The organism is candidate division KSB1 bacterium, assembly GCA_034506335.1.
Lineage (GTDB): Bacteria > Zhuqueibacterota > Zhuqueibacteria > JANLFK01 > Oleimicrobiaceae > Oleimicrobium.
In genome coordinates this window covers 1-17,458 of sequence record JAPDPR010000015.1, presented here as the reverse complement: position 1 = coordinate 17,458, position 17,458 = coordinate 1, and the positions used below count along the sequence as shown (strand labels likewise).

Genomic DNA, 17,458 nt, shown 5'->3' with positions numbered 1-17,458 from the left:
GCAAGTAGGTTGGTGGTGGTACCCCCTTCTAAGAGCGCTCAGGGGTCTGTGCCTACCTCCCAGGTCACCTGCTGAACCGGCCCTCGGAGGGCCCGTCTTATCGAGTAGGCTCCTCCACGCGATAGGCTGGGCCTTGCGGCATTTCCACTTCACCTTTGACCATCATGACCGGCTGCCTCACGGAGAACGGTGTGTAGTGCCAGTACCCAGTTGTGTGCGGAGCCCAAAAAAAAGCCAGCGCCACGACAAGGCGTGACGCTGGCCAGGAGGGAACAAGGAACTGGATTGGCGCTCGGCGCTTTTCCAGTCGCTCAGGGAGACCCTGGTTCCCGGGAAGGCTTCACCACACTAAGCAGGCGTTCTACCGGAGGAGCGCCATCTTCTTTGTCTCCACGAAGGTGCCTGCTACCATGCGATAGTAGTAGACGCCCGAAGAGACCGCCTGCCCAAACTCATCCCGTCCGTCCCACTGGAGCGTGTGGTAGCCGGCATGCACCTGTTCCTCGACAAGTGTGCGCACCAGCTGGCCGTAGATGTTATAGATCTTGACGCTCACCCGCCCCGCTGTGGGCAGCTCGTAGCGGATGGTCGTCACCGGGTTGAACGGGTTCGGGTAATTCTGGGCCAGGCTGTAGTTGGCCGGCACGGGTGCTACCGCCGCAATGGGCCCGTGTTCGGTGCGTGCGCCATTCCGGTCGATGTCCACCAGCTTATAGTAGTAGGCCCCGCTCTCGGTCGCCGTCTTATCGATGAAGCTATAGGTACGGTCGGCGCGGCTTGGGATAAGCTGGTCGCTCACCACTACGTACCCACTCTGCGGGGCACAGCTTCTCATGATCTGGAAGCCCAAGTTGTTCATCTCATAGCCGGTCTTCCACTCGATGACCACCCCTTCGTACGGCACGGCGCGGGCGGCAAAGCTCTCCAGCTCCACCGCGGTAGTGGTGATGCGGACGTGCCAGGCACGTTGGATGGTGTCGTACCCGTCGCTCACCTTGACCTTCACGTCATAGTTTCCCACGGAGAACTGCGCAGACCTCAGCGTGTAGGAGTTAGTGGTGGAGGTGATAATCCCCGCCACGGTCCACTCGTACCTCAGGCTGTCGCCGTCCAGGTCGGAGGCATCGACCATGAAGGTCATCGAGTCTGGTTGCACGATGTGCACCTCATCAAACACCGGCCAATAACCCGTGATATGCGGCGGTCGGTTGAAGTTGAGAACCTCAATGCGCACCGAGTCGATGCCGATGCCGCCCTTGTTGTCCCGGACGATGAAGACCGGGTAGTAAACTCCTGCCTGCGCATAGTTAGGCGTCCAGTCGAACACTCTGGTCGCCAGCGAATCGAAGGTCGCGCCCGCTGGGAGCTTCCGCGCGTGGTAAGTGAGCGGATCGCCGTCAGCGTCCGAGGCCACCACCGTGAAGCGCACACGCTGGGTTTCCTGCACAGAAATGCTCTTCGGCAGCACCAGCTGGGGGAAGGCGTTTTCCACCGCGACGGCAGTAAACTCGATCGGCGAGCCGGCGCAGCCAGGCTTGTAGGCCAGGCACTTGTTTTCGCCCACCGTGGGGCCAAGTATCCAGCGCACCGACGCGATACCGTTCGCGTTCGTAAAGACCGGCTGCTGTTCCACGATGCTCCCGCCTCCCTGGATGACCACAAAGGTGACCGAGGCGTTGGGCACAGGATTTCCGTATTGGTCTGTGACCCTCACCTGCAGGGGGAAGACCGTTTCACGACCTACACTCCCGGTCTGGTCGTCGCCGCTGACGTAGATCAGCGCCGCTGGTGCATCAGGCACACCCACAGCAGTGAAGACGACTGGCGTCAGCCCTGCCGAGGCTGCCCGCACCAGATAGGTCCCTGCTGCGGTACCCAGCGTGAACGGGATGCTGGCTTTGCCCTCATTGTCGGTGATCCGCGTGTTGTCGATGGGCAAAGAGCCGTTGCCTTGCACCACCGTGAAGGTCACGGGCACACCCGCAACCGGGTTATTGTTCTTGTCAAGGGCCCTGGCGACAAGCGGCAGCGGTAAGGTATGACCCACCACGTATGACTGTTTGTCTCCGGAGAAGGCCTCCAGCTTAGTAGCCACGTCCGAACGAGCCTGGGCAGTAAACGTGACCGTGGTAGAGAGTCCTTGACAGGTAGCCCGCACCAGGTTGAGCCCAGCGGTGCGCGACAACGTCAGATACGTCTCTGCCAGGCCGTAGGCATCGGTGGTGTCCACCGCCGGGGTGACTATGGCGCCGTCGCCCAGAATCACCTCAAAGCGCACCGCGCGCCCGTACACCGCCACACCCAGGGCGTCGGTCACTCTTACCACCAACGGTTGCGGTAAGGTCCGGCCCGCAATGCCCGTCTGGTTGTTGCCGGAGTAGATCACCATGGCAGTGGGGGTGGGCTCCATGCCAAAGGCGGTGAATACTACCGGCGAGCCCGTCAGGCCCGAGGCCCGTGCCTCAGCGCGGTTATATCCCACCGCGCCGCCCAGAATCCACTGGGCCTTCGCCACGCCGCTGCTATCGGTGTAGACCGGTTGCGGTTCCACGATGCGCCCACCTCCAGCGGTCACCACAAACTGCACCGCGTAGCCGGCAATGCCGTTCTGGTTGGCGTCGGTCACTCGTACCTGAAGCGGGTGGGCCAGCGCCGTGCCGATGTTGCCGATCTGGCCGTTGCCACCGTACTCCACGATGTGCGCGGCCGCAAGTGGGGTGAAGCGCACCTGCACGGTGGCCAGCAGATCGACGCCGTGCGTCACCACCCGCGCACTCACCACCTTGATCTCGGCCTTCGTGGAGGCCAGGTAGCCCTGCGTCTCCCCTTTTGCGTCAGTCAAACTCATCGGCTGCGTGATGATGTTGTTGCTGCCGGTGGCGCTAATGACGACTGCCGCACCAGGCACGGGGTTGTTGTACTGGTCGCGCAGGCGAATAGTGATAGGGGACTTGGTAACCCCATCGGCAGGGATCGGCGATGTTGCGCTGAGAGTAGATGCCGACGGGTCGGGCGATCCGGCATACGCAGAGGCGGTGAAGTACAACGGCGAGCCGGTGAGCGGCATCACCCCATCGGTGGCGGTCACCTCCACGGTGTTGTTGTTTGTGCCGGCGGTCGTTCCCAGCTCCCAAGTGGCCTCGGCAATGCCATCGCTGCCGGTGTTCACCACCACCTGCGAGCCTATGCCATTCAGTCTACCGCCGCCAGCCACGACCTTGAAAGTGATCGGGTGTCCGGCCACTGGGTTTTGATTTCTGTCCCGCGCGCGTACCCGCAACGGTTGCGGAAGCACTCTCCCCACCGCTCCAGATTGCCCATCGCCGGAGACCTTCTCGATGGAAGCGGCGTTGCTGCTCCGCGCCGAGGCGGTAAAGATGGCCGGCGAGCCGTTGAGTGGATTGCCGCCATACGTGGCCGTGGCATGGACTATGTTGTTATTCTGCCCTGCAACCGGCCCGAGGATGAGGAACACGGCCGCCTTCCCCTCCACATCCGTCGGCACCACACGCACCGTGTCCGTCATCCCATCCAGTGTCCCACCACCGGCCATTACCCTAAAGGTCACTGGGTGGCCGATAATGGGGTTGTTCTGCGAGTCGGTCACCTTCACGGTCAGCATCTGCGGCAACGGATTCCCGACAATGCCTTCCTGATTATTGCCGCTGACGATGACCAGTTTGTTGGGGGCGCCCACCGTGGCCGAGGCGATGAAACGCATGCCAGAGCCAGGCAATGGCACGCTATCGGCCCCAACGCTGGTGGCCTCTACCACGTTGTTGTTCACCCCCGGTGTGCTGCCCAGGGTGAGGGTCACTTGCCCGATGCCCTGCGTGTCCGTGAACACATCCCGGCGAGTGGCACCAGCCAGATTTCCACCACCGCTGACTACCCTAAAGGTCACAATGTGGCCACTAATCGGGTTCTGGTAGTTGTCCACTACCTTGGTCTTGAACGGTTGCGGAAGTGGTGTTCCCACGGCACCGGTCTGTCCATTCCCAGAGACTTCCACCAATGCGGCCGGGGGACCAGGTAACGCCGTAGCGTAAAAGTCCACAGGCGAGCCGGATAGCCCTGGCACGCTCGCCCGCACCATGTTGTTGAGCGTCCCGGCTACCGTGCCCAGCGTGTACACCACCCGCGCGGTGCCGTCAGACAAAGTCAGCACGTTGCGCTGCGTCTGGCCGGCAAGCGTGCCGCCTCCTTCCATCACCGAGAAGGTCACGTTGTGACCAACGACGGCGTTGCCGAAGCTATCCACCACCCTCACCACGAGTGGCTGGGGCAGTGCGGTGCCCACCTCCGCTGCCTGGTTGCGGCCGCTGACGTACTGCAGGGCACTGGCAATGCCAGGCGAGGCGGTGGCGTAGAAGGTGAACGGGGAACCGTCCAAGTGGACGCCGCTCTGCTTTGCCGACGCCTCCACCACGTTATTATTCTGGCCCGGCTGCGTGCCCAGAGTCAGGAAGGCCATGGCCACACCAAAGGTGTCCGTGTAGACGTTCTGTTCCGGAATGCCGGCAAAGTTCCCGCCGCCAGCGATCACCTTGAAGGTGACCAGGTGTTGTTTGATGCCGTTGCCAAAAGCGTCGGCCACCTTGACTTTCAAAGGTTCATTCAACGTAGTCCCTACCGCGGCGCTCTGATAATTGCCGGAGACGTAGATGAGCCGCGATGGCGTACCTGGGGTGGCCGAAGCCTTGAAATACTTGGGCGATCCGCTCAAGGGGACCTGGTTGCGGTGCGAGGTAACCTCCACCACGTGCACTTCGCGTCCCGCCACCTGGCCCAACGTCAGCGTCGCCGAGGCCAAACCCTCTGCATTGGTATTGACCTCCACTGCCGACTGCCCGTCGATCGTTCCGCCACCGGCGATAACGGCAAAGCGTACCGGGTGGTTCGAGATGGGGTTGCCCAGAATATCAGTCACCCGCACCACAAAGGGAGCAGGCAAAGCCGTGCCCACCGTGCCGCTCTGCCCATCGCCCGATACCTTGGCCAGCTGATGAGCGACGCCCTCGGTACTGATGGCGGTGAACACCACCGGAGAGCCGGTGAGATGAGCACCTTGGTACTGCGCGGAGGCCTCCACGCGGTTAGTTTCGCCGACAACGCTGCCCATGACGTAGATGACCTGCGCGTAGCCGTTGGCATCGGTGACCACGTCGCGCTCGGTCATGCCATCCATGGTCCCGCTGCCCATGGTGCGCACAAAGCGCACCGGATGCCCGGAGATACCATTGCCCTTGGCGTCGGTCACGCGCACCTTGAACGGCTGCTCCAATGGCATCCCCACTGGCCCGGTCACTGTTTCCAGCGGAGAGATTTTGCTAAAGGTAGTAGGCGTCCCGGGTTGAGCAATGGCAGTGAACACCAAAGGCGAGCCACTCACTCCCGTTGCCCTGGCCTCGCAGGTATTCGTTCCAGCCTGATCACCCAAAGTCCAGGTCACTGAGGCCTGCCCGCTGGCGTCGGTGTTTGCCACTTTGGTGGTGGCAGCGCCATCCAGCTTGCCGCCACCGCCGGTGATGACAAAGGTCACCGGAAAACCTGCCACCGGATCGCCGGAGGTGACATGCGCCACCTTTACCACCAGTGGCTGCGCCAGAACGGTGCCCACCGTTCCGCTCTGTCCGTCGCCGCTGATCTTGGACATCGCCAGGTTCAGACCTGCGGCATAGGCCCGGAATACGATGGGCGAACCCTGGAGGCCTGGAGCACTGGCCTGCACGCGCTGCACATAGGAGCCAAAGCCCAGCGTCAGGTAGGTGGAGGCAAAGCCGTTATTGTCGGTCATCACCGGCTGTGTATTCGACAGCGTGCCGCCACCCTCCAGCACCGTGAAGGTCACTGCCACGTTGGGCACGCCGTTGCCAAAGGCATCGGTGACCTTCACCACGAACGGCTGGGCCAGCCGCTGTCCCGCCTGGCCAAACACGCTGTCGCCCGAGACGTAAATCAGTCTACTCGCCTCGCCCCCTACTGCCGTCTCCGTGAACGTCACCGGACTGCCGCTGAGCTGGTCGCCCCGGTAGTATGCACGCGCTTCGATGGTCACGGTCCCCACCTGCATCCCCAAGGTGCAGATTGCCGAGGCCAGACCGTCGCCATCCGTGCGTTTGTCTGCGTAAGTCGTCGCCGCGCTCCCCAGACCTGTGGGCGTATAGGTGGCCGAAGTGGTCAGAAGAATCTTGTCGAGCAGTGTGCCATCCTCGGCGTTCTTCAGGGTGAGGCTGTGCCCGCCCTTGGTGAAGCTAAACGCCGTGGCGTACTTGGACCACGCCCACGGGGCCGAAACAGTCAGATTGACCAGCGCATAGGCTCCCTTGTCCTTCTTCACGTAGAAGGAGTTGGACAAGTTGTCCGGCGCCTTGTAGCGGACCCAGAGATAGTAGGTGCCGCTTTGTGGCACGAAGAAGTGGATCTCCACCTTCCCGGTGTCGTTCGTGGTATTGACCGTGGGCACGCCGACGCACATGCCGTCGGAGGCATCCGCATCGGCTATGCGGACCATGGGGGTCTCCACCGTGCCGCTCTCTGCCTCTAACCAGATGTTGCCGTCAAACGAGGCGATATCCGTGCTGAGACCTGCGGCGCCGCTGGTTACGGCAAAGTCCACATAGACGCCGGGAACAGGCACGTTGTTGTTATCGGTGACCAGCACCTTCAACGGTTGGGGCAATGCGTCACCAATCCTGCCAGTTTGGGCGTCCCCGGACCAGTACTCCACCTTGGCCGGGTCGGTGGCGGTCAGTTCCACACCGAAGGCCTCAATGTTGTTCTTGCCGCCATAATTGGTGCCGCCCTTGAGGTACGCTCCCACGTACCAAGTGGCCGGGTTTATGAGGCGCGATGCGTCATTGAGCCGCCCGACGAAGGTACGGTTCTTGTAGACGTCAAAGTGATGGCCAGTGGCATCGGAACTGATAACCACTTTGAAGGTGTCCCCCGCCGCCGGCTGATTGGTCACATTGAGAAGAAGCTGCACCTGCACACCTGGGTTGCCCGCATTGATAGTATAAAGGAAAAGCCGAGTATCGATGTGGAAGATCATGTAGCCGTTGGCGTTGGGACTGGGCTGGTCCATGAACGCGCACACCGCACCCTGCCCGATACCTGTCGTGGTGGCCGTCTCGCTCCAGACGACCATCGCGGCACGTGGCTTGGGGAACTTCTTGAACACTGCCGCGTAACCCCATGCCGCGGTACCGCTGGTGATGTTGTTCTTTAACTCGCCGTTCTCGATGACGTAGGCGCTGTGTGCAGCCCAGTCATCTCCCAATTGCGCTCGTTCAAATGTATCCCAGTAGGTGGCGTACTGGACCGGGCTCTGCGTGGTGGCCGTGACCACATTGGAAATGGCACTCTTGTTACCAGAGTCGTCCGTAGCCTTGAGGGCAAAGTAATAGGTGGTGGCCGAGTTGAGACCAGTCACCGTAAACGTCTCGGTGCTCCCGGCGGCCTTCGGCGTGCCGAGCCCGGTGGCCTGCGTGGCCGCGTCAAAATTGGTGGCAGTAATCGGCGAAGTGGAGTACCTGAGGTCGTACGAGGCCGCAGTTCCCACCGTGCCGTCGTCACCGGGAGCCGTCCACGTCAAGGTCACGGAATTGGCCGTGGTACCCGATACTGCCAGGTTCGTGACCGCGGCCGGTGGCGTGTTATCAACGATAGTGGCCGCAACAAAGTCGTCGATATTGTTGTTCAGGCCACCCCTCAGCATGACGCCTGCATAGCCGTTGATGCTGCCCACACGCTTCAGGGGGTCCGAGACCCTTCCGTCGAACTGGTCGTTGATGTAATAGTCAAAATGGTAGCCGTTGGCGTTCTCACTGATGAGCACCTTGACCGTCTGTCCGGCCGTCGGCGGAGGTAGGGCCGCGGGAATGTTCGTAATGGGAGTCTTCGGGATGCCTGCCTCGATTGTCCACAAGTAGAGGCGCGTTGTTGCGTGCCAGACCATGTAGCCATTGGCGGTATTCACATCGTTCGCATCCAGCATTACCGCGAAGGCACCTTCATGGATGCCGGCTGCGTCTGCCGTCGCACCCCACGTGTACTGCACCATATTGGGGCCCGGATGGGCATTGAAAATGGCCAGGTCCCCCCACACGTAGTTGGTATTGGTGTTGGCAAGCTCTTGACTCACGATCTGGTATACCGGGTCTGCGGTCCAGTTGGGCCCTGGGTCCCCATCGGCGCGATTGAAATCGTCGCGCGTTTCGGCGCCGCCTCCCGTCTTGGAGACGGTGAAATCGTCCACATTGTTGTTGAGATTGCCCTTGAGTATGACCCCGGCGTAGCCGTCTAGGTTGCCGGTACGCTTGAGCGGGTCGGTCAGCGTGCCGTCCAAGACGTCGTTGATGTAGAGATCGAACCGGTACCCAGTCGCATCGGAGGTGATGACGACCTTCATAACCTGTCCGGCTACGGGAGCAGGCAAATTGGGCACCACCTCGGCCACCTTAACGCCCGGGACTCCGTTCGCTATGGTATAGAGGTAGATTCTGTTGTTAGTGCCGTGATGCCAAATCATGTAGCCATTGGCGTTGACGCTGTTGGCATCCAGCAGCACGGCGAGGGCTCCTTCCCTGATGCCATTGGCATCTGCAGCAGTACCCCACTTGAAGGAGACCGAGGTAGGGCCGGTCATGGCGTTGAACACCGCCAGGAATCCAGCCCACGTGTAATTCGTGCTGGTGTTGGCCAGCTCGTTGTTCACGATCTGGTAGGCTGCGTCGGCCGTCCAATTGGAGCCCAAGGTCGCGCGGTTGAAGTTGTCCACTATCGTCTGCGCGTGGCCCCAGGAGGCCATGAGACCCAACAAGATCCCTACCATCCCCCACCGCACCACATGTGGTTTGTGCATCATCCTTGTACCCTCCACGATTCCACAACCCTGAGCGTGGTTGTTTCAGACAAAGACACCATCTCACCACAAAGACAAGTTCTACTTGCAGAAACACCCCACACCAGCTTGTTTTTACTGCAAATTAGGTTGACCATTTGGCATAGCCGCTGGGTGGTTCGCCTCAAGTGGCGCAAAGGCTATGCCACCGGACAAAAATGTGACAGTTCCGTAACGTGGACAATTGCAGCGTACTGGGGGATTCAGTGCACGGCTACGAAGAAGAGGCCAAGCAAGTAGGCCCCACCCAGGGCCAACACCACGAGGAGGAAGCGCAACGCAGACATGAGAAGGGTGGCTGAGGCGGGCGGCAAGGCGATGGCCATCCTCCTTTGCAACCTCATGTACCAGATGATCACCAGGCCGAACAGCGCCAAGCCCGCCAGTGCGTACACGCGCAGCAGACCCACGCGGGCGGCAAGGGGCCAAATCTCATGGCGCAGGGTCACCGAACCCACCACGCCACAGACAACCCCCGCGGCAAACGCCACCGCTGCTCCAATTGTGCTTCTCATGGGCGCTCCACACTTTTGCCCATTCCGTTCTGCCCCACAGCCGACCGCTCCATCTCAGCCAGAATCCGATCCAATTCCTGGTAGCTCAACCGGCCATCGGCCAGACCGTCCATCACCTGCTCGGTTATCCGCCCCACCTCCCGGCCGTTCACCCGCCCACGCGAAACGGCGTTGGTGAACGCATCGAGCACCAACATAACGCGTTCCCTATTCTTGGTTACGTACCCGTCGGGCAAAGCGTGGAGCAACTGGGTGACAAGATGAGTAGCGTAAGGCCGGGCCAGCCCTGAGACTATACGAAACCGATACCGCCAGGCCACGCCGACCGCGCTCATTGTGAGCACCAGGCAGGCGGCAAAGCCCATGATAAAGCCCGCGAGCATGACACGCCGCCGGGCCCAGAGCATTGCTCCCCGGGTCTCAGACCGCACCGACTCTAACCTATTCAGTCCCATGTTCACCTGATTGAAGGGTCAAAAAGCCCAAGGGCCTTGCACACGAAGACAAAAAAGTCGTCTCCACCATCGATGAGGGTGCGGCGAAGGGCCAGCGGGTTCTCTGTCGGGGAGTTTGCCCCTTTCAGGGTAGTGACCGCACAGCCGATCCCCGCCTCTGCCACGACCCTCTGTACGCTCTCGTCAACTGAAGCGGCGTCGCCCAATGGGTAGGCAAACGAGGAGACCTCGCGCCGGGTCCAGCGCTGCAGGTGGGCAACTGATTCTTCCACTTCCCACCTTCTTCTGTCCGGCGGCACCTTAGTGAGCACCACGTGGTGCACTGTATGGGCGCCAAAACGGAGGAGCGGGCTCTTTGTGCCGGCTATCTCCTCTGCACTCAACATTTCCGGCCCCCAATCGCTGCGCTGGCATCCTGCGCCGAGCACTGTTCCAATATGGGACAGCACAAGTGGCCTTTCTGATTCTTCCATGGCACAAAGGTCCGCAAATAGGTGCCAGAAGGTCTGTCGACGCTGCTTCCTGCTCGCGCATGCGAAAAGGTGTTCTTCGCCATGAAGAGAGAAGCGGTACCGACCGGGAGGTGCGTTCCAGACCCAGGCGCTTAAGGCATTCCACCAAAACGGGGCTTTTTTGCCCACATGACCCGTGGTCACGAAGATGGTGGCAGGAATCCCGAACTTTTCCAGGATCGGCAGAGCTGTTTTCACGTTATCCCGATAGCCGTCGTCGAACGTCACTGCGATGGGAGGCCGCACGTACCGCCGCGGATCGCGTGCATAGTCGGCAAACTCTTCCAGGTGGACCGGTGTGAATCTTGCGCGCAGGAAGGCCATCTGCCTGGCAAATTGCTCTACTGGCACACCGAGGCTGCGTTCGATAGTCCCCGAAGGGGCAGGTTCGGCTGTGACGCTGTGATACCCCAGCACCCGAAATTGGGGTCGCCTGACCGTGACCGCATGGTACCACACGGCGGCCACCCCGGAAGCCACCAACGCCCGGCTCAACACGTGTTTCAAGGGCCTGGAAATCCAGGCATTGCCTGACTTCATGCTCTACCCATCCGCACGATGCGGGCCGCTCTCCGCGGGCAAGGCTGTGAAGATTCTTGCCCCGCTTTCCGCGCGATCCCTGCTATGGCCGCTCAACGCGCACCCCCTTCGGCGGCGCTGGCGGTGTGGTATCCGCCTTCTCAGTCCCGCGGAACACAAAACGGAAGGCGTCAGAGATCACGTAGCCATTGGCATTATTGCTGATGCGCACGTAGCTGACCGTACCTTTGGGGAAATAGAACAAGCCCAATCGGTTCCATTGGCCATAGTTGGTGGTCTGGTCGATGAGGCCGCGCCGCTTCACCTCTCCGTTGACCACCACCTCGTAGGGGACGTTGCTCGCCTCTTGGTAGCTGGCAGGTGTGTCGCCGTGCCAGCCATGCCATTCGAACACCTCATAGTAGCCGGCCACGCCTATTGTTGGCGTGTAGGTGGCAGTGGCCTCTCCCTGTCCAGGCGCAGCAACAAAATATCCGTACCCCTCTGGCGTCTGATCTGCCGGCGCCGTCCACTGGGTGTAGTACGGGTTGTTGTCCGAGAAGCTGATCCACCGAGTGTTCATCGGCACCCAGGTGCCCACGTAGCTGGCGGGGGCGCTCCCGGGGCTGGTATCGTTGTTATTGTAATTGCCCACGATGATGTCACTTATTGCCACGGTGGGTTCCTTGAAGAGCAAAATACCGTCGCCACGGTTGCGCTTGGGCTTGTCGGCCGTCCAGCCATAGAGCTGCACCGAGGCGAAAAGGTTTCCGTTGTTGAACTCCGGATCCTGTCCACCTCTGAACCGGTAATATGGCCCAGCGTACCCGGGGGCGCTCCTCAGGTCGGCATCGGTGACAGTAATGGTGGTACCTGTTGGGTTACAGATCACGGCGCCCTTGTCAAAGAACCGCACGTAAGCACCGTTTGCAAGCCGGTGGGGCATGGTCGTCGGGTGGCCTAGATCGGTGTCGAATTCGTCATACCAGTAGGAAATGTAGTAGTAGTCGCCAAAGGTGCGGCCGTAGTAGCCATCGCCCAACAGGGCTGTAGTCAGGCCGTAGCGCATGTAGGTAAAGTCATTCTTGCCCGTCTCCGCATTTGCCTCCTTGACATAGTCTTTGATGTAGTAGACCGATGGCTTAAGGCCATTGAGCAGCCACGCCTGCATGTTCGCGAAGAGGCCCCACGGTTCGCCCCAGCCCGCGGCAAAACGCATGAACCCTTCCCACACAATGCCGTTGGCAAGGCTGAACAGACCTCGCTCACCGCCACCTCCGCCGCAGTTGACCAAAATGATGGCCGGCTTGGTTGGATGCACCTCCTGGAAGCGCTGGCGCTCGTAAGCGAGAAGGTTGGTTATCCCCACTCGCCACTGGGCATTGATCCAATCGAGGCCGTGCTCCTGGAAATCATTGGCACCATTGCCATCAAAATCGACGTCATCAAAGTCTTCGGCATAGAAAAATTCGCGGAATGCATCCCAGGCGGTACCGTCAAAGTTTGTGAAATCCGCGCGGGTGAATCTCTTGTCTACGAGGTGCTGCCAGGCCGGCTTTCCCTCCACAAGGGGGCAAAAGTCGGTCAGGTTGGGCAACATGCCAAAACCCACAAAGCGCACGGGCGCGGTGACTTTAGTGCCAGCTGGGTAGCTCGTCTTGAGTTCCTCGGCAGCCACGCCGGTGAAAGCAGTGGCCGTCTTGCCGCGATAGTACACCGGGCTTTCCCCGACGAAGATGTAGAAAGGCGCGTTGGGAAAAGCGGCCGTGGATTCCACCGGTATGGAGGTAGAGCCAGGTCCCACCCCGCTGGTCGTGACAGTGGAATAGGAATGCAGGGCATGGAAGGCATAGGGGTCACTTCCCGGCCACACACCTTGCGTGCTCACCAGGCCAAGGAGCACAATGTCCGGGTTCAGTTGGCGGAGCAGCGCGGCGTACTCCGGCCCGCCCCTGCCCACATCCGCGTAGACAATAGCCAAGTCGTACTGCGCCCAGATCATCGGCTTGGCACCGATGGATGTCTCGCCGAAGGTGATCCCACCTGGGCCGCTGGCCACCACGCGCGGGTAGGGGGGGTCGTAGTTCTGTCCCATGACTGCTACGGCACAGCCAAGCGTGCCCAGCAACGCCACGAGCCAGATCAGGCAGTGGATGCTATGATTCATAACCGATCTCCGTGCATGACCAATCCGTTCGTGAAATGGGTGCCCATGCCCCGGTGCCTCTTGCCCATGAAAAAGATTGCCCGTATGGCACCCCTCAGGAACACAACTCCGAAGCACCTACCGCTCGATCATCGACAATGGCATTCCGCGCAGCATTCCTGACTTCTGCAGAGCAAGTCGGACCTGGTCCGCTTCCGGGTTGGGAGTCCTTGCATGGAACATCTGATTCCCGCTGCGCTTCGGTCCTCCTCCGTCCCGCATCCGGAGACTAATGCGGTGCCGTCACTGCTCGCGCAACGGGTACATCTCGTACAAGGACGAGTATGCGAATCGGCGGATCAGGCGCGGCTCGCTCAAGCGATCCTTTTGTATCTGCTTTTGGCGCAATACGTCGTCCAGCGACTCCCTCGGCCCGCTGGTTGCATGGTTGACTACAACCACGAGCCGTCGGGCTTTGTCAACGGGGAGGAACATCGGGCCATCATCAAAACTCATACGCGCAAAGTAGTAGCGGACCGGCATGCTCGCAGGAGGCGGCACAACAAGCTTGTCACCGGGGGATAGGTGTTGAGCCAGATACGATGCGACCTCAGGGCCGTCGTGGAAATGGGCATACTCGTTGGCGTGGTGCGTTCGTGCCCGCAGCACGGTGAAGGAGTTGACCGCGAGCAATAGCGACGCCAGCACGGCTCCTATCGCCGGGGCGTGCCGCCGGGCACTCCGCTGGAGCACGAAGTACAGGCCGCTGGCGCTGACCATCACATAGAGCGGCCACATGAACACCCAGGTCCGGGGGAAAGGAACCACGCGGTGCACAGACAACATTGGCATAAGAAAAACAGGCACGGCCAGCACAAGAAGCCTGCGCTCGTGGCCCGACTTGCGCGGGTCCATCAGGGCCACGAAAAAACCCGCCAGCAACACCACTTGCAGAACTAACGGCACGTCCCGGTGCCATAGCCCCCAGATGCCAGGCAGAGTCCGCACGAACTGCTGCGCGAAGGCTCCAAGTGGTAGACGCCTGTAGACCGGGTTGGAAGTCATTTCGCGCAGGCCGCTGACTATGAGGGCCGGGGCGTAGAGCAAGAGCGTGAATAAGGCCATGGCGCAGGTGCTCCACACAAGGCTCCTCACCGCCTGGCCGCGCGCTCCTGCAATGCGACCCGTAGCTATGCAGAGCACGAGGTAGACGCCGATTACCCCCACACCGTAGAGCATAGTCGGCACCGTATACAGGCTAAGCGCACCGACCACGGCGAAAAGCAGCCACGCTGCGCAATTGGCGCGCTCCTTCGCGTGGTAAGCCAGCCACAGCTGCCCCACAAAGAGCGCACTTCCCAGAATGTACCCGCGCCCGTGCGTGGAGTAGTAGACAAGACATCCTGAGCTGGCCGTCACAGCGGAAGCCATCGCCGCGACGCCGGCACCCTCCAGCCGTCGCACCGCCAGATAGTACACCGGAATCAGGCAGAGCCCCACCACCAGGGCTGGCAGCCGGATGGCCCAAGGGTGATTGCCGAAAACATCCAACGACAGGCGCATCAACACGGTCATGAGCTGGTGGTTCCCTGGGTCACGGTATCGGGCCAAGGCGAAGCGCAGTGGTTGGTTCAGGTGCAGCACAAAGGTACTCCCCTCGTCGTAGCTCACGGGCTCGAAAAGAAAGGACAGCCGCACGCCTGCCCCAATGATGAGCGCCGCCAGCAAAACCCAGAAGAAACGCCATTCTCCCCTGGCCTGCTGCACACCCATTCCTAGGGTCTGCGCCAGCTCCTTGCCGTCCCGTAGCAAAGCATACGCAGCAGAGGCAACTTGCCGCCTGAACACCAAACCAACTAGCCCCACGACGGCTCCCAAGAGCCGGGCGCCCCACATCAAAGAATCGTGAAGTCCATCTGTGTAAAAGTCAGCTCGCCCGTGTCCGCCCCATCGATCGACGATCGCCTTGCCTGCCTCGAAGGGAACCACCGAAATCCCGAGGAGAAGCACTCCGCTGACTATGAGCAGCCAAGGGACCACTTGCGGGGCTTTCAGGAAGTTGTCTCCCGTGCCTTCCATGCTAACCCGTGCCTCGTCGCTGCGCCGATGCCAGTGGGTTCAACAATCGTGCCAGGTTCATGCCATCTACTTGCGTATGCCAAGCCCCAACAGGACAAGAGGCCTGGTGATGCTCCACCAGTCCCGCACCGCGTGCATCTTGCTCACCGGACCGCAGTTGTCTTCTGGATAGAGGATGGTCACCGGCACTTCTTTCACCTTGTAGCCGAGGCGAAAAGCCTTGAAGTAGAGATAGGGCTCTAACTCATAGCGGTCCAGCCACGACTGGTGGAGATTGAGGCGTGGATCGCGCAGAATCCTCACCCGGAAGGCACGGAAACCACTGGAGCCATCCGTGACCCGGCGGCGTACGAAGAGGGAGAAGAGCCAGGAGTAACCGCGGGTTCCGATCCGGCGATGCACGGGAAGGTTGAGGCCCCGTCCCCCTTTGCGGTAGCGCGATCCTTGTACAAAATCGTAATTCTCATTGAGCAAGGGACGCAGCAGGAGCTCAAGCTGGGAGGCCGGGGTCTTGCCCCCGCCAGAAATGACGGCTACAATGTCAAATCCATGCTGCAGGGCATAGTCAAGCCCAGTGCGGATGGCCGCCCCTACGCCTCGATTACGCGGGTGGCTGATGACCTTGGCCCCAGCGTTCCGAGCCTCTTCTGCACTTCCGTCGGTGGAACCGTCGTCAACCACCAGAATTTCATCCGCCCATGCCCGCGGGACCTCTCGGATCGCAGGGCCAACCCGACCGGCTTCATTCCACACCGGGGCAACCACAAGCACCCTGCCTTTTCCCTTCATCGGCGGCCTCCCCGCACAGATTCCATCCACTCTTTGGTCCGGCGCAATCCCTCTTCCAGAGTGGTCTCAGGCACCCACCGCAACTCTCGCCGAATGCGCTCAATATTCACCACCCGCCGTCGGATGTTGTCGATGTCCCGCCTGTCGATGTGTTCAACCTTGAGGGGCTTACCAAACACCTCAGCAACACATCGGGCGAGGTAGTTGATGGTGATCTCCCGCCCGGTGCCCACGTTGTACACCCGGCCGTCGGCCTTTGTCGAGAGCGCCGCCAGCAGCGTAGCCTGTACAGCGTCATCCACGTACGTAAAGTCCCTGCTCTGCTCGCCGTCTCCGTGAATGCGCAAGGGGCGATCGTGCAGCGCAGCATCGAAGAATTTGGCAATCACACCGCAGTAAGGGTTGTCCGGACTTTGACCAGGACCATAAATGTTGGAATAGCGCAGGACCGTCGTGGACAGCCCGTAGGACTCGTAGAACGCCACGCAGTAGTTTTCTCCCGCAAACTTGCTCACCGCATAGGGCGAAAGAGTTGTGTAGCCGTCTTCTTCATTGATGGGCAAATAGCGTGGATTGCCATAAATGGAAGAGGTGGAGGTGTAAAGGACGCGTCGCACCCCTAGTCTTCGCGCCGCCAAGAGGATGTTGAGCGTGCCACCGATGTTGGTAGCAAAATCCTCGCGCGGGTTTTGTGTAGAGCAGATGATATTCCGGGCCGCAGCGTGGATGACGATCTCCACCCCAGCCATACACGACTCCACCGTTGCCTCGTCGGTGACGCTGCCGAGCGTGAAGGTGAGCCGTGGGTGATCGGGCAGATTCTCCCGCTTACCGGTAAAGAGGTCATCCAGCACGCGCACTTCGGCGCCGTACTCAAGCAGGCGTCGGACGATGTTGGACCCGACGAATCCCGCGCCACCGGTCACCAGCACGTGCGTGCCTTCCCATTCTCTCATCATCACTGACCTTTCTTAGTTGCCCGGGGGTGTTGGCGCCTGCGCAAAACCCTCAGCCACCGTCATCCGGGGGCCAAAAAGCACTACGCGACACTTCCCCTGCTGGAACTCTTGCAGCAACGGACGCTGGGCGCGCAGACGGTTTTCCAGGGCAGTCATCTCCTCCGAAGGCCATTTGTGGCCGAAGAGCAGCCATAGTCGCCCCGGCACCTCCTCCACGCGGCGGAACAGAGGCTCGTAGTCTTGGAGCACATTGTGCTGTTCGCCGTAAATGACGCGGACGATCCCGGCCTTTCCAGGAATCGGATACTCATGTGCATAGCCAGGGCGGTGATCGGTGAAGTAGTAGTAGAACCCGACTATGGCTGCCCAGTGCAAGAAGACGGTGTCGCCGTCCTGCGCATTCTGGGCCAAATACTGCACGGCCAAATCAATGCGCCTGCCACCTCCCAGCCGCATTTTACTTACATCGACGACATTGCGGTAAATCATGAGGCCGACCCAGACTGCAAGCACTGCCACTATCGCTAAGGCAACTAGTCTGCTGCGCTGCCGAAACCACGCCACGCCTTCCGCACATCC

The 17,458-nt window shown here is 60.7% G+C and carries 9 protein-coding genes; all 9 read right to left on the bottom strand.

From position 1 onward, the window contains the following. Window positions 1-361: 361 nt before the first annotated feature. Window positions 362-8,869, bottom strand: coding sequence for an Ig-like domain-containing protein (locus ONB25_06580; GenBank protein ID MDZ7392540.1), 8,508 nt, complete (start codon window positions 8,867-8,869; stop codon window positions 362-364). Window positions 8,870-9,108: 239 nt separating this feature from the next. Further along, window positions 9,109-9,420, bottom strand: coding sequence for a hypothetical protein (locus ONB25_06575; protein ID MDZ7392539.1), 312 nt, complete (start codon window positions 9,418-9,420; stop codon window positions 9,109-9,111). Further along, window positions 9,417-9,803, bottom strand: coding sequence for a hypothetical protein (locus ONB25_06570; GenBank protein ID MDZ7392538.1), 387 nt, complete (start codon window positions 9,801-9,803; stop codon window positions 9,417-9,419). The genes ONB25_06575 and ONB25_06570 overlap by 4 nt, the downstream gene beginning before the upstream one ends. A 74-nt stretch (window positions 9,804-9,877) precedes the next feature. Next, window positions 9,878-10,927: a polysaccharide deacetylase family protein gene (locus ONB25_06565; protein MDZ7392537.1), complete on the bottom strand. Its 1,050-nt coding sequence runs from the start codon at window positions 10,925-10,927 to the stop codon at window positions 9,878-9,880. 82 nt (window positions 10,928-11,009) lie between these two features. Then, window positions 11,010-13,073 (bottom strand): putative glycoside hydrolase, encoded by a 2,064-nt coding sequence (locus tag ONB25_06560; protein ID MDZ7392536.1) that lies wholly within the window; start codon window positions 13,071-13,073, stop codon window positions 11,010-11,012. 282 nt (window positions 13,074-13,355) lie between these two features. After that, the gene (locus tag ONB25_06555) at window positions 13,356-15,131 is read right to left on the bottom strand and encodes a glycosyltransferase family 39 protein (protein MDZ7392535.1); all 1,776 of its coding nucleotides are present in this window, start codon (window positions 15,129-15,131) and stop codon (window positions 13,356-13,358) included. Between the two features lie 66 nt (window positions 15,132-15,197). After that, window positions 15,198-15,920: a glycosyltransferase family 2 protein gene (locus ONB25_06550; GenBank protein MDZ7392534.1), complete on the bottom strand. Its 723-nt coding sequence runs from the start codon at window positions 15,918-15,920 to the stop codon at window positions 15,198-15,200. After that, entirely contained in the window at window positions 15,917-16,879 is a 963-nt protein-coding gene (locus ONB25_06545; protein ID MDZ7392533.1) for an NAD-dependent epimerase/dehydratase family protein, read from the bottom strand. Before ONB25_06545 ends, ONB25_06550 begins: the two co-directional genes overlap by 4 nt. A gap of 12 nt (window positions 16,880-16,891) precedes the next feature. Next, the coding region (locus ONB25_06540) for a hypothetical protein (protein ID MDZ7392532.1) at window positions 16,892-17,458 on the bottom strand (567 nt) is incomplete at its 5' end.